We start from the raw sequence: 14,400 nt of genomic DNA on the forward strand, positions 1-14,400 counted from the left end.
TTGGCAATACTATGCCAAGCATTTCTAAGCATTTGGCTAAGATGTTTAGTGCCGCATTACGATCCCGATTTAGCACCAGTCCACACAAGCATTTATGTGTTCTGGTGCTAAGTGTTTTTCGGACTTCTTCGCCACAATTAGAACAATTAATGGAAGTGTATTGTGGTGCAACTGCTACACAAACAATTCCATGAATCTTAGCGTAATAATCAACCCAGTTAGTGAATATTCCCCAACTGGCATCATTAATTGATTTGGCAAGACAATGATTTTTTACCAAGTTTTTTATTTGCAGATCTTCGTAGACAATCAAATCGTGAGATTGAACTAACGCACTGGCAAGTTTCACTAACCAGTCTTTACGCTGTCTACTTATTCGCAAATGTTGCTTGGCTAATCGCTGTCTAGCTTTCTGGCGATTTTTACCACCTTTGGCTTTTTTGTCAAGCCGTTTTTGCAAGCGTTTAAGGCGTTTTTCAGACTTCCTTAAGTAACGAGGATTATTAATTTGATTGCATGAAGCATCTGTATAAAAATGTTCCAAGCCTAAATCAATTCCTGTTACCTTACCTGTGAAGTTATGTTTGACCTTTCTTTCTACGTCAACACAAAGTTGAACGTAATAGCCGTCTGAGCGCCTGACTATTCTTACTCTTTTAATTTGATTAATTGAGTAGAAATGTAGGTCATATCCTCCGCGCAGTTTCAGTGTTCCCGCCTTAAACCCATCCGTCAGAGTGATAGTTTTCCTATCCTCCGACAATTTCCATCCGCTTTTTTTATACTCAACTGAGCGGACATTCTTTTTAAAGCGAGGATACCCTTTCTTACCAGGGATCTGCTTTTTGCAGTTATCATAAAACCGCTTAATGCTTGTCCAGGCTCTTTCAGCACTAGCTTGTCTAGCACTAGAGTTAAGCTTTTTGCACCAAGCAAATTGTTTAGCTAAATCTTTGGTAAGAGCGGATAGGTCATATTGTCCAACACCAGCATTATCCATCCAATGTCGAATGCAATAATTACGGATAAACTGAGCAGTTCTTATTGCCTCATCCAAGGCTTTGAACTGTTCAGGCTTTCCGCATAATTTTGCTTCGAGGATTAACATGGTGCGATTCATTTATTTATGGAATTCATCTTACCACAAAAATCGTTGCTTCGCCTTAAGAAAGTTGGTTGCGTTTTCATCCCCACCCACTCTTGGGATGGGGCTTTCAACGCAACATCTCAGTAAAATCTTCCCCGCCCCTTCGTTTTTCCTTCCAACTTAGGAAAGACTCAAAAGACTTTTGAATTTTGACCTCGTTCCCACGGCTCTGCCTGGAAATGTACTTTTGACTTCCTCCTAGCCGCACTAGCCCCTAATTTAGACCTTCTGCTTCATCGGATCGGCAACATACCTGAAATGCGGTTCGCTATTCCAAGGGCCGCGCTCATCCTTGCCATTTTGAGACAAATTGAAGTAAAGATCGACGGTATTGTCAGGCGGGATATTGCCAAACATAGGATCTGTTAACTTACCCAGCGATTCCAGTGCCTTCATGAACATTTTGGTATGGGAAATTTCGCGGGTTAACAAATGCACTAACGCATTTTTGCTACCGCCATCGGGTGCGAGTTTAATCAACTCTTCGTAAGTTTGACGCGCACCGGCTTCTGCACCGATGTTAGCGCGAAGGTCGCGTACAACGTCGCCTCCTTCATTGATATAGGCGGCAGTCCAAGCTACACCCTGGCTATCTAAGAAATGCGGCCCCATACCGCGCACGGCAAACAAGGTACTTTTGAAAGCTTCGGTTTGGTCAACATTTTTAGTGTGCTGCTCGATCATTTTACCCACCATTTCTAGGTGGCTAAATTCTTCGATCGCAATATCTTGCAGCATATCCCTAATGCCAGCATTTTCGCAGTGAAAAGATTGTACCCAGTATTGCAAAGCAGCTGTCAGTTCGCCCGTTGCCCCACCAAATTGCTCCAAAAGAAGCTGGGCAAAACGAGGATTTGGCTCGACAATATTTACAGGTTGAATCGTTTCTTTTTTGTGAAAGAACATGAAAAAATTCCCCTCTTAGATCGGATTTAAAGATCGTGCAATGAGTCTTATCAAAGACTCTGGATTATCTTTTACCCTTGTCATTAGCTTACTAGCGGGTATCGAGTGCTAACCTGCATCTTGAGGCAGAATTGATATCACTAATATCTCTATGCTGAGTAGGCTGATATAAAAAAAAAGTGCCCGTAGGCACTGAAATAATCTAAACTGATGATTCAAGAATTAACATCAACAGCCATTTATTAAGTAAGTGGCGTAAATAAACCAAAGATAATTTTTAAGGTGGGCAATGCCCACCATTAGCTCATATCAAGGGTTACAGCCATTTTGGTGGGCAGTGCCCACCAAAAGTTTAATTATGCCCACCTACTTAGTTGCCGTTCAGAGGCTTGACAAATCCCAGAGTAAGGCTATCGTGGGCGAGGAAGTGAGCGAGATGAAATGCTCTGTCTTCGGTTTCGTAGAGAATTTTTTCGTAGAGATAGCGAGTGGCGCGATCGCCCAAACTTTCCGCCTGTGACGCTTGGCTGCGAATATGCTTGATAATGGCTTGTTCTGCTTCCAGATCGTGTTGCACCATCTGTCTGCAACTAAAAACACCATCCGGTTCCGGGGTGAAGCAGCACAATTCGGCGAGTTTGGTAAAGCTGACTACAGGAATGCCACCCAAACCATTCAGACGTTCGCCAATTTCATGGGCGTGTCCTTCTACCTCTCCGTAGCTTTTCTCAAAGAATTCGTGCAGCTGATAGAATTCGGAACCTTCAACGACTAAATGATGTTTCTGGTATTGCAGATACAGCGCCTGGAAACTTGCAAACGCGATGTTGAACCCTTCGCAGATAGGTGTAGTAACAGATTGCTCCAGCAAAACTGGATTGTCGTACACTCGATCGGCAGACCGTAGCAAACCTACAGCTTGAGTCATGGTTTTCCTCTCTTTCCCTTGGGATACTCGGTTGCAGCTACTGTAAATTTATCACTCTTCCCTTATCAGTCAAGAGCTATTTTTTAGCTTGATAACATTAATTCTCAATAATTAAGAACTGCTTAATTTCCGGATGCTGTCAGCTATCAAGTACTAAAATTCTCAGTAGCTGTGTCTGCTACAAATTGAGATAAATTCACAGTAAGGAAAAAAATCAAAATTTGATAACTTTTGTGCATCGCACTTAATAGTTAAATTGCTCATGTTGGCTTTAGGCAATTTGGCATCGGTCTAGCTTGGACGCCATGATGGCAGCGTGACGCCACCACTGATATCCGCCTATCCAACTCCGCGACGGTAGGTGTCCCAAAGGCGCTGATAAACTAAATTTTAAATAGGGGCTGCGAGCATCGTGACTTGGCCAACCGATGCGATCGCAAAATTGAGCGTAGTCTTCCTCTACCAGCTCGAAAATTTGTTTTTGCACACTCCAACCGAAGTGCCCTTTGCTGAACTTCACCCACAGTCTGTCAATTATCTCCAAATCCTCACAAGGTAACTTTTCGATATCCCCTGTTTGTAGATAATTGCTGGGCGATTTTCTCAATATATGACACATTACTGTCCAAGTTTCTTTATCTGCCTGTTCCCATTTACCGGCAGCGAGTAAATACTGTAACCTGCTGTAGTCAACCCCCGCTTCGGAAATCAAGTTGCCGCGCTGTATCTGTCCAATTTGAGGACGGAAAAGTTTGGTAAAAAAGTTAACACTGGGAGGTGGTGCGGCTTGTTGCGGTTGGCGAGGCGTTTTTGGAGTTGCTTCTATCGCCTGCATAACTTCTGCAACAGATTTGTAGCGCTGGCTGACCGTACTTTTGACTAATCTATCGAGAATCCGACCCAAGCGATCGCTTACTTGTGTACCCTGCGGTAAAAAATCTCGCCACACCCAACGATTTTCTACTGCATCAAACATATCCAAAGGCGGAACACCAGTCAGCAAGTAAATGCAGCTAACACCCAAACTGTAGAGATCGCTAGCAGGCAATGCTTTGCCCTTCATTTGTTCGGCTGCTACATATTCTGGAGTTCCTACCGCAGTACCAGTACGATATAAAGCAGTATCGGTAATCACTTTGGCAACACCGAAATCGATCAGTATGAGTTTGCCATCTTTCCGACATCGCATGATATTTGCCGGTTTGATATCGCGGTGCAGTATATTGCGATCGTGGACATATTTCAGCACTGGCAGCAAATCTCGCAGTAATTCCCAAATCTGGGTTTCGTTAAAAACTCCCTTTTGCTGTGACTCCTGTTGTAATGTCTGTCCGTCTATGAACTCCTGTACTAAATAAAGCCGCTTTTGCTGCTCAAAGTGGCCAAGCAGCGCCGGAATTTGTGGATGTTTGCCCAATTCGTTTAAACGCGCCGCCTCTTGGTGAAATAATTGTGTCGCTTTTTTTATCACCAAAGTATTTTGATTCCCCTCAAGATAGAGTTGCTTAATTACGCAACGCTGCTTAGAGGGATGATTTTCATCCACAGCTAAAAAAGTTCTGCCAAATCCGCCCTTACCAATAGGTTTGAGCGGTCGATACTGCTGTTTGAGCAACAATGGGGAACCGCAGCTCAAGCAAAATTGAGCGTTATCTGGGGCTTGGGGATTTTGGCATCCAGGGGTGAGACAGTAACTCATCTTTAGGGCGTCGGGGCTAGGGGCTAGGGTCTAGGGAAGAGGGAGAGGGGAGAGGCAGAAATTTTGACTTTTGACTTTTGACTTTTGACTTTGGATTACTGGGCTTCGGCTTGATAGATGTAGAAATTTTGAAATGCTCCTAATGTTTCGACGTGATAACCGGGTAGTAACGGGTGTATAGCTAAATCTGTCCTATAAATGCTGAAAAAGACAAAATTATGCCTATAGGTGTTCTCTGCTATGATACGCTTAAGTTTGGGACGTCCGGTATCAACCAGTTTTTTGCATTCGCGCTCTAAAAAGTTATTGAAACCTTTGGGAGCTTCGGTACAGACGTTAGTTTTTAAGTAGCTGCTCAGCTGCCCGCCAGCATACTCTTCATAATCGGACTGGCTGGGATTGCTGGCTACCATCGATAACCCCAGTCCAGCTAAAGCTATACTGACCGCCAATTTGAGAATGTTTAAGCTTTTCATCGCGTTAACGGGTGTTTCAGTTCTAGGTTAGCCGAGAAAAATTTGCAAATATAAGGAAAGCTCTGGATCGATTTCACTGAGAAGTGCTATACTAGGTTTCGCAACGGCGAGCGTAGCCAAGTGGTTAAGGCAGTGGATTGTGGTTCCACCACTCGGGGGTTCGAGTCCCCTCGTTCGCCCTCCCATCGCAAGTTCAGGTACCTCAACGGCATTGGCTACTATTCGGTTTGATGTACTGGGATTTCGATCGCAAACTCTGCTCCCTGTCCTGGTGAGGAACAACACAATAGTTGTCCTCTATGTTTTTGTACGACTATTTGGTAACTAATCGATAATCCCAGTCCGGTACCGCTACCGGGAGGCTTGGTCGTAAAAAATGGGTCAAATAGACGCGATTGTACCGACTCCGGAATTCCTGGGCCATTGTCTGCAATCCGAATTCTGACGGTATGGGAACCTATCAATTCCGTGCAAATGCGAATAGTTGGTAATTGATACTGGCTGGTGGCTAGTGGGTTAGATTGAGATCCGCTAGTCAGTAACGAATATTGAGTAACTTGTTGTAAAGCGTCGATCGCATTATTTAATATGTGCATAAAAACTTGGTTTATCTCGCTTGCATAACAAGTAACTAAAGGTAAATTTCCATAATCTTTAATTACTTGAATAGGCGGATGTGTTTCTGTTTCGCGGAGTCGATGCTGCAACATTAGCAAAGAGTTATCTATTCCCTCATGGATGTTGACTGGCTTCATTTCTGCTTCATCAAGCCTGGAAAAGTTACGTAAGGAAATTACCAGATGCTGAATGCGTTCTGCACCTCTGTGCATTGCGCCGATAATGTTATGCGTATCGTTAAGCAAAAAATTTAAGTCTATAGTGTCAACAATTTGTTGAATTTTTGCCGTCATTTTGGGGGATTCTTCTTGATAAGCTTCTAGCAAGCTAACCAAATCTTTAATATATTCTCTAATGTAAGTGATATTGCCATAAATTGAATTGATTGGATTATTAATTTCATGAGCTATTCCTGCTACCAACTGTCCCATTGCAACCATTTTTTCATTTTGAACAAGTTGCACTTCGGCATTTTTTAATTCACCTAAAGTTTTTTCGAGTAAAATATTTTTTTCCTGAAGTTTTATTTGTAGCGATCGCAGTTTAAGCTGATTGCCAACACGCGACAAAACTTCTGCCTCCTGAAACGGTTTGGTAATATAGTCGGCAGATCCAACATCAAAAGCTTTTACTTTGTCCAATACATCATTAAGAGCGCTAATAAAAATTACAGGAATATCGCGAGTTTTTTCATTTGCTTTCAGCTTTTGACAAACTTCATAGCCATCCATACCAGGCATCATCACATCGAGTAAAATCAGATCTGGTAACACAGTTTGGCACGCCGTCAAAGCCATCTGACCGTTTAAAGCTTTGCGAACTACGTACCCTTTTTCGGTTAGCATAGCTGACAAAAGGCGTAAGTTATCTCGTGTATCGTCAACTACGAGAATATTTTCTGCGTAAGGTTCTGTTAGATCGCTGTTCATGTTAAATTTTGCTCAAGCTTAAAATTGACGCCGAGAGAAAATGAGGATAGAAATGCTTAACAGCAGCGCAATGTAAATCAATCCATAGATAAGATTTATCAGCATCACTCCCGCATGGGGGAATAGCTGAATACCATAAACCGCTTCATTTTTAAAATCAAATTTTGTTAAGTCTGGCAATACGAGGTAAATTCCTCGCGTCAAACTTTCTATGCTGGCATTTTTAGATATTTGACCCAACTTGACTATATCTGGGCTAAGGTGTCCCATCAAATACACAGCTAAAGTTAAGAAGGTCGCTAGTAGCGAACTGGTAAATACCCCAAATAAAATTGCCACAGCACTTAGTAAAGAAAGTTCGACAAACAAATAAAAAATTGCAACTAATATGCTCCAGAACGGCGAAGGAATCCGGTTGAGTATAATAACTAAAAAATAAATTACAGTCAGGGAAGCTAGCAGCACTCCCAGTACTGCCGACAAACCTAAGTGTTTGCCAATAATGAATTCTGCTTTACCGATCGGCTTAGCCATTAATACTAGAACTGTCCGCTTTTCAATTTCTTTGTTTACCAGTCCGGTGCCAACAAATATAACCACGACTAAGCCAATTAAAGCAATGCCAGCCAAACCGAGATCCAGGGTAATTTTGTTTTCGGTACCAGCTGCTACTCGAGGTAATAGCAACGCAGCAGCAAAGAACACTATGGCGAATAAACCGAGTAAATAGAGAACCCGATCGCGAATCACTTCTCGAAATACGTGCGTCGCTATTACTAATATCCTGGCGTGACTCATATCAATTTTAGTTTTTAGATTTTAGAGTATGATACTATGACTTTGAAGACTTAGGTTGTCCCTTAATAGGAGAAGTAACAGGCCCACAGATAACTCTCGTGAGGGTTACAGGTGAAGATACCGCTATACTTACTGCTGGGGTTGTACGATTGACAGCAGAACGCGATCGTCTCAATCTTAGGATATTCTCCCGCGTACTGGGTAAATAGCTGCCTTCTATAGTAACTGGTGAAATTCGACAAGTTTTTTTGATATGATAACCTTCAGGCATAGAACCCAGACCTTGCCACTTCCCTAACAGTTGTAGATTATACCCTATTTGGCTTGGCAAAAACTTAGTTTCAAAGCTCCACATAGAATTTTCTTCAGCAGGAAGAAGTTTTTTCATTACTTCGTCTGCCAGGATTGCTACTCGCTTATCCGCATCTATTAACCATCTTTCTGCCTGCGGCCAAGGTTGATTATCTATTTGTGTTTTTATTTGAGAATCTATGGCATCTAAAACGCTCGCACCTCTCGAAGTTGTATTGGATAAATATGCTATTTTTATCACAAATGTACTTTGACTAAAATTATCAACAAGTAAACTTGGATATCGTTGTAACCAATCCTGGATGAAAAAATTAAATTGTAACCAGCAACTAATCAGAACGTGAATTAAAAATAATATCACCAGTCTTTGGCCACTTGCTGGCGAAGGAATTTTAAACTTTCCTCCCGGGTGCATCAATTCCGCCATTACAGCAATAATTCCCGACAGAATAGGCCAAATTACCAACGCAAAATCCTGTATTCTATTGCTGGAAATGCTAAACAAAAAAATAGACATTAATGCTCCAGAAATCCAAGGACTCAGAGCAATGCCACCAATAATTAAAGGTTTTTCTATGGCAAATAAAACCGAACTTATGAGTAAAAATAACCAACTTACCAAGGCGAGTATGTTTTGTAAAGATGCTATTGTAAATACAGCAATCGACCAAATCAATAAACTAATTATAAATCCAGTTTGCCAAGAAAATATTTGAGGTGGTTTGATTAGCTTTACAAAAATACTTACCCATTTACTTATTTCTTTCATTTTGCTCAAAAACGATAACTAGAGGATTTGGATAAAAAAACAAAGAAAAAGTATAAGGCTTTGGCTGCAAGCATTGGCTAAGAAGAGACTATTAGGTTCAATGACTTTAAGGTTGGTAATATCTGATTCAAAATCTGTTTTGTTTGAGAGGTTACTCCTCAGTATTTTATTTAGTTCTATTAATAAATTAAAACAAATAAACTCAATTAAGAAAGTTAATAAAAACACTAAAAAAGCCAAAAATGTGCTATTAAAGTAAATGCTGCTAGAGAGAAAAAATGATGGTGTGAAAAAATTACCAAACAAGATAAAATTGATTAATTGTTTTTGTAATAATTGAGGTAGCAATGGTTCCAAAAAAAAGAAAATCAGCCAGCCGAATATAGTGGACAATAAATTAACAGATGTTGCATAATCTATGCTAACTCTACGGGATAAACCGAGCCTTTTCTGCAAAACGAATGATTCTACAGCGATCGCGATCGACAAAAACAGAACTTGGAACATAATCGCCCGCAAAGGCAAAACAACTGCAAACATAGATGTGATAGAGATGGATTGCAGATTTTAGCCGAAATTTGCATCTAAAATCCCAAATTCGCGATTTTTTAAGCTTTATTCCCCATGCAGTATTCGGTTGTGTTGAATAAAGACTAATGACTGTGACACCATTAGCTATATATTAGTTAACTCCGACAATCTCGACTACTAAAGTATGACTAGAACAGGAATTGGTATTCGCACGGCTCAGATACGTCCGGAACGCATTCTGGGTCAAATACACGTATATGATGGCGCGGGTAAAGGAAAATCTAGAGCAGCGCTGGGAGTGGTTTTGCGCTCGATTGGATTGGGTATCAATGCAAAAGTTTACAATAGAGTGTTGCTGCTGCGTTTTCTCAAAGGGCCGGGACGTACTTACGATGAAGATGGCGCGATCGCAGCTTTACAGCAAGGATTTCCCCATTTAATCGATCAGGTGAGGACGGGGAGATCCGAATTTTTCGGGCCAGAGGAAATCACCCGGTTCGATCGAATCGAAGCGCAACGCGGTTGGGACGTGGCCAAAGGGGCGATCGCATCCGGTTTATATTCCGTGATTGTCTTAGACGAACTTAACCCAGTTTTGGACTTGGGTTTGCTCTCCGTCGATGAAGTTATCCACACCCTCAAACACAAACCGGAACACTTAGAAGTAATTGCTACAGGGAGAGCCGCACCGCCAGCGCTGCTGGATATCGCCGATTTGCATTCAGAAATGAAGCCTCACTACCATCCGATGTCTTTGGAACAAGGTATTGAAGGTATAGAAATTTATACTGGTGCCGGTAAAGGCAAATCTACCAGCGCCTTGGGGAAAGCTTTGCAGGCGATCGGCAGAGGTATCAGTCAGGACAAATCTCACCGCGTCCTGATTTTACAATGGCTCAAAGGTGGCGCTGGCTATACAGAAGATGCGGCGATCGCCGCTTTGCAGCAAAGCTATCCAAACTTAGTAGACCATCAACGCTGCGGGGGAGATGCGATCGTCTGGCGGGGACAGCAGCGAGAGATAGACTACGTAGAAGCAGAGCGAGGGTGGGAAATCGCCAGAGCTGCGATCGCTTCCGGTCTGTATAAAACGATCATCCTCGACGAACTCAACCCCACTGTTGACTTAGAGCTGCTACCTCAAGAACCGATCGTGCAAGCGCTGCTACGCAAACCACGCGATACGGAAATCATTATCACGGGTAGGTGTTTAAATACACCAGCATATTTCGATTTGGCCAGCGTTCATTCGGAAATGATCTGTCACAAACATTATGCCGATCGAGGTGTCGAACTCAAACGCGGAGTGGATTTTTAACAGGCGATATCAAAAATGTTAATAACTCAAGTTGCAGCTTTAGATTAAGTACGGTGCGTCAAGCGATCGGCAACTTTCAGAAACCCGGTTTCTTGAAAAAACCGGGTTTTTTTGGAGAGCAATTTTCGTTAAAGGTTCGGCAAATTATTGGGGTCGATACCCTGAGATCTCAAATAAGCCATTAGCCTTTCTTTTTCCTGACGTTCCTGTTCGATTTTTTCTACCGCCCAAGGTAACAAATTACCATCTTTATCCCACCACCTTAACCAATAGCCAGTTCTTGCTTCTTTTGTGCCTTGCCAAGTTCCTAAAAACAATCCCATTGTTTCAATCCAATGGCGACCATTTTCATCAGGTTGCTTTAATTCATAGCGCCCATTTTCTAGTAGATAGTATTCTAATAACCCGCCATCTGGGTCAAATATTGCGTAAATTGGTATTTGCAATATTTGTTCGTAGAAAAACCATTTTCCAGGTGGATAGGTGCGTTTAACAGAATATTCGCCCCCATCTTTATCGGATAAAAATTCTATGACGATCGCTGGTACTTCCCCTTCTAAATTGGGTGTATAACTTTGGCGTTCTGGTAAAATCTCTTTGACTGATGCTACATATACCCAATCTGGTGCTTTCGCGATAAATTGCCCATTGATTGTGGCACACAAAGCAAAGTTAGAGGCGATTAACATTTGTGGTTGAATGAAACCACTAATTTCTAAACTTTCCCGTAAAGCACCTGCTAAAAGTGGTTGTCCTGTATTTTCCACTGGTTCATCCTCTAACTGAAAATCATCAGGTAAAGCCTCCCAAGAAATAACCATGCCTGGGGGTGATTTCGTTTCGCTGAGTAGAGTTGACATAAACGCTACTTTTGGGTTGATTTGTTTTGATTTTATCAAAGTTTTAGTGGTTAGGTTTTGAGTGAGATTCAGAAACCCGGTTTTTTAGAAAAACCGGGTTTCTAAAGCCTTAACGAGTACTTGCTATTTCTTACCGAAATGAGGCAATATAGAGAAAAATCATATCTATAGGTCAAACTATGCCCCCAAGCCGTAAATTAGCTGACTTAGAACAAACCCTGGATTCCTTATATGAAACTCTCGGTGAGGCCCAAAAGCGCCTTGCTTATGCTAATGATATCTTTGAAAAGAACTCAATAAAGCAAAGAATTCGCAAGGAAGTTTTACCAGAATTGCATCAAGTTGAAGCAGAATATTGGCAACTGCTGGCGCAAGAAGCACGCAATTGCGATGTGCCAGAAGATGATGCGAGTCTTGCCATTGTGGAAATTGTGCCGGAAGTTCAAATAATTCAAAGCCAACCTAGTGCTAACTATGCTGATGAATTCATGCAGTTGTTAAAGGAAATTCGGGATAAGTTAAACGAACCAGGGACACCTGCGGCGGCTAAGGCGAAATTTACTTTGAGTTTAATTCCAGGCATTCTTTCTTATGAGGTGGAACTGGATACGGAAAACTCGTTGAGAAGGGTTTTTCAGCCGATTAGACAACTGTTTCGGAGAGAAATCGAAAAAAAGTAATTAGCGCCGATGATTCTCCCTATCGGGGTTTGTCGGTATTTCGGGAGCAGGATGAAAAGTTTTTCTTTGGGCGGCAGAAGTTTGTCGATAGTTTAGTTGAAGTTGTCTATCGACAGCCGTTAGTCACTGTCATTGGTGCTTCTGGTAGCGGCAAATCTTCGGTTGTATTTGCGGGACTGATTCCCAAGTTGAAAGAAAAGAGAAATTGGCTGATTGAGTCTTTTCGTCCTCAGAATCAACCTTTTTTTGGACTTGCTTCGGCGCTGGTGCGGTTGCTGAAGCCGGATTTAGACGAAATTCAGCAGCCTGGTAGAGCAGCCGAACTGGTAGCAGATTTGAAAGGGAAGTTGACGCTGCCACAGGTGGTGGCAAGTATTTTGGCACGCAATCCCGGCAAACGGTTGCTGTTAGTAATTGACCAGTTTGAAGAACTTTATAATCCGCGCAACGATACGGAGCAACAGCCGTTTGTGGATGCGTTGCTGGCAGCTATTGAGTCTGCACCGAACGATTTGACGGTGGTGTTGACGCTACGGGCTGATTTTTTGAGTTACCTGCTGAATTACCCAACTTTTGGAGCAGCGTTACAGCAGCATAAGCCGGAGTTTCTCGGTGCGATGAACCGGGAGGAGATGCGGGAAGCAATTGAGCGTCCGGCAGAGAAAGTGGGTGTAAAATTGGAGGATGGACTGACTGAGCGAATTCTGGATGCGGTGAAGCGGGAACCGGGAAATCTGCCTTTGCTGGAGTTTGCTTTAGAGCAGTTGTGGAGGAGACAGAAAAACAATCGGCTCACCCATGATGCTTACGAGGATATCAAAGGTGTGGAGAAGGCGCTGGCTGGGTATGCACAAGCGGTGTATGAGGAACTGACTCAGAAGATTGACGGGAAACAGATACAGCAAATCTTTATCCAGTTGGTGCGTGTGGGGGAAGGGACGGAGGATACGCGACAACTGGCTACCCGTGCTGAGGTGGGAGGGGATAACTGGGATTTGGTGAAGCAGTTAGCTGATAAGCGTTTGGTGGTGACGGGACGCAATGAGGCGACTGGGGAAGAAACGGTTGAGGTTGTACATGAAGCTTTGATTCGGGAATGGGGTTTGTTGCGTCAGTGGATTGATGAGAATCGGAAAAATTTGATTCAAAAACGGGAAATTGAAGATGCTGCTAAGAGGTGGCGAGATAGGGGGAAGGCGAAGGATTATTTGCTTGGGGGGAAAGTGTTGACTCAGGCGATGGTGTTTCAGAAACAGGAAGGTGGAAATCTAAGGTTATCGGATTTGGGGAAAGAATTTATTCGGAAAAGTTTGAGACACAGACGAATCGGAACCCTCAAAACAGCTAATCTTTTTACAGTTCCTCTTTTCATTGCATTTGTAGCTGCTATTCCATTTTGGAGAAAAGCTGCCGAACAGAAGGCTTGGGAGACAATTAGAACTCGTGGTTTAGGAACACGAGAAGCATTGGAGTTGTTGACAGAGGGATGCCAGAAGCGCAAATCTTTACAGTGGATACCTAATTACTTAAAAGCTCTCTTGTTTGGCAACTGTGCCAACTTTATTGGTATCGACCTCATGTATGCCAAGCTCAGCGATGCAGACCTCAGCCGTGCTAACCTCAGCCGTGCTAACCTCAGCCGTGCTAATCTCAGCCGTGCTAATCTCAGCCGTGCTAACCTCAGCCGTGCCGACCTCAGTCGTGCCGACCTCAGTCGTGCTAACCTCACCGATGCCAATCTCAGCGGTGCTAACCTCAGCGATGCAGACCTCAGTCTTGCCAACCTCAGCCGTGCTAACTTACTCTTTACTGACTTCAGTAATGCAAATCTTCTCGTTACCATCCTCGTCGGTGCCAACCTCAGCGAGGCCAACCTCTTCCGTGCCATCCTCGTCGGTGCCAACCTCAGCGAGGCGAACCTTAGCAAGATCAACATCAGCGAGGCTTACTTCGACTGTATTACAGTTCACAGTCCGGTTAACAGTGAACGACGCTGTACCAAATTCACAAATTCTAAAAACCTAACTCCCGAACAAGTTAAATCTGCTAAGAATTGGGAGCAAGCAATATACGATGAAGAGTTTCGTAAAAAGCTAGGCTTGAAATAGAAAGCGGGAAGATGGGGGAATCGTTTTTGACCGTCGAAAGGTAACAGCAGCATCGGAGGTTTTTCAATGATGTCAGTGGAGATAGAAACTTTTGTTGAGAGACGGTTGGGAGTTTCGCAAAAAGCGATTAGTGAATTTTGTCAGCGTTGGCAGATGATTGAATTTGCTGTATTCGGTTCTGTTCTGAGGTCAGATTTTTGTTTTGATAGTAACCTTTGCACCGGAAATCAGCCCGCCTGCGATTCAAATCGTTGGCAACGCTTGCAGCCCGCCAGGGGTTCAAAGCCCAGGCTAATAGCGAAAGTCCATTGAAGTGGACTG

The 14,400-nt window shown here is 43.0% G+C and carries 13 protein-coding genes and 1 tRNA gene; 4 read left to right on the top strand and 10 right to left on the bottom strand.

Annotation, left to right across the window (positions count from 1 at the left end; translation table 11 throughout):
* The 5 genes from H6G03_RS13490 to H6G03_RS13510 all read right to left on the bottom strand — a co-directional run.
* The coding region (locus H6G03_RS13490) for an RNA-guided endonuclease InsQ/TnpB family protein (protein WP_190464952.1) at window positions 1-1,108 on the bottom strand (1,108 nt) is incomplete at its 3' end.
* 258 nt (window positions 1,109-1,366) lie between these two features.
* Complete coding sequence (locus H6G03_RS13495) at window positions 1,367-2,053, bottom strand: manganese catalase family protein (RefSeq protein WP_190464894.1); 687 nt, start codon at window positions 2,051-2,053, stop codon at window positions 1,367-1,369.
* 370 nt (window positions 2,054-2,423) lie between these two features.
* The gene (gene dpsA, locus H6G03_RS13500; protein ID WP_190464895.1) at window positions 2,424-2,981 is read right to left on the bottom strand and encodes a DNA starvation/stress protection protein DpsA; all 558 of its coding nucleotides are present in this window, start codon (window positions 2,979-2,981) and stop codon (window positions 2,424-2,426) included.
* A gap of 271 nt (window positions 2,982-3,252) precedes the next feature.
* A complete protein-coding gene (locus H6G03_RS13505; RefSeq protein WP_190464896.1) occupies window positions 3,253-4,680 on the bottom strand; it encodes a serine/threonine-protein kinase in 1,428 nt (475 codons plus the stop codon).
* Between the two features lie 95 nt (window positions 4,681-4,775).
* Complete coding sequence (locus H6G03_RS13510) at window positions 4,776-5,156, bottom strand: DUF4359 domain-containing protein (RefSeq protein ID WP_190464897.1); 381 nt, start codon at window positions 5,154-5,156, stop codon at window positions 4,776-4,778.
* 106 nt (window positions 5,157-5,262) lie between these two features.
* On the opposite strand from H6G03_RS13510, the gene H6G03_RS13515 reads away from it, so the two are divergent.
* Window positions 5,263-5,335 (top strand) — tRNA-His (locus tag H6G03_RS13515).
* A gap of 39 nt (window positions 5,336-5,374) precedes the next feature.
* Here H6G03_RS13515 and H6G03_RS13520 read toward each other — a convergent pair.
* The 4 genes from H6G03_RS13520 to fraC are packed head-to-tail and all read right to left on the bottom strand — an operon-like array spanning window position 5,375 to window position 9,122.
* Complete coding sequence (locus H6G03_RS13520) at window positions 5,375-6,703, bottom strand: hybrid sensor histidine kinase/response regulator (RefSeq protein ID WP_190464898.1); 1,329 nt, start codon at window positions 6,701-6,703, stop codon at window positions 5,375-5,377.
* An 18-nt stretch (window positions 6,704-6,721) separates the two neighbouring features.
* Complete coding sequence (locus H6G03_RS13525; RefSeq protein ID WP_190464953.1) at window positions 6,722-7,507, bottom strand: ABC transporter permease subunit; 786 nt, start codon at window positions 7,505-7,507, stop codon at window positions 6,722-6,724.
* A gap of 28 nt (window positions 7,508-7,535) precedes the next feature.
* Window positions 7,536-8,582: a DUF5357 family protein gene (locus H6G03_RS13530; RefSeq protein ID WP_190464899.1), complete on the bottom strand. Its 1,047-nt coding sequence runs from the start codon at window positions 8,580-8,582 to the stop codon at window positions 7,536-7,538.
* A gap of 18 nt (window positions 8,583-8,600) precedes the next feature.
* A complete protein-coding gene (fraC, locus tag H6G03_RS39480) occupies window positions 8,601-9,122 on the bottom strand; it encodes a filament integrity protein FraC (RefSeq protein WP_407650736.1) in 522 nt (173 codons plus the stop codon).
* A gap of 175 nt (window positions 9,123-9,297) precedes the next feature.
* Here fraC and H6G03_RS13535 point away from each other — a divergent pair, with 175 nt between their 5' ends.
* A complete protein-coding gene (locus H6G03_RS13535) occupies window positions 9,298-10,431 on the top strand; it encodes a cob(I)yrinic acid a,c-diamide adenosyltransferase (RefSeq protein ID WP_190464900.1) in 1,134 nt (377 codons plus the stop codon).
* 128 nt (window positions 10,432-10,559) lie between these two features.
* On the opposite strand, the gene H6G03_RS13540 is transcribed toward H6G03_RS13535, so the two are convergent.
* Window positions 10,560-11,291 carry a Uma2 family endonuclease gene (locus tag H6G03_RS13540; protein ID WP_190464901.1) on the bottom strand — a complete coding sequence of 244 codons (732 nt, stop codon included), beginning with the start codon at window positions 11,289-11,291 and terminating at the stop codon, window positions 10,560-10,562.
* A 179-nt stretch (window positions 11,292-11,470) separates the two neighbouring features.
* Between H6G03_RS13540 and H6G03_RS13545 the strand changes: the two genes are divergently transcribed.
* Together H6G03_RS13545 and H6G03_RS13550 are read left to right on the top strand one after the other, a co-directional pair.
* A complete protein-coding gene (locus H6G03_RS13545; RefSeq protein ID WP_190464902.1) occupies window positions 11,471-11,971 on the top strand; it encodes a hypothetical protein in 501 nt (166 codons plus the stop codon).
* A 29-nt stretch (window positions 11,972-12,000) separates the two neighbouring features.
* On the top strand, window positions 12,001-14,079 hold the full coding sequence (locus H6G03_RS13550; protein WP_190464903.1) for an nSTAND1 domain-containing NTPase: 2,079 nt from the start codon (window positions 12,001-12,003) through the stop codon (window positions 14,077-14,079).
* Window positions 14,080-14,400: the final 321 nt, after the last annotated feature.

Origin of the sequence: Aerosakkonema funiforme FACHB-1375, from assembly GCF_014696265.1 — a bacterium.
GTDB lineage: Bacteria > Cyanobacteriota > Cyanobacteriia > Cyanobacteriales > Aerosakkonemataceae > Aerosakkonema > Aerosakkonema funiforme_A.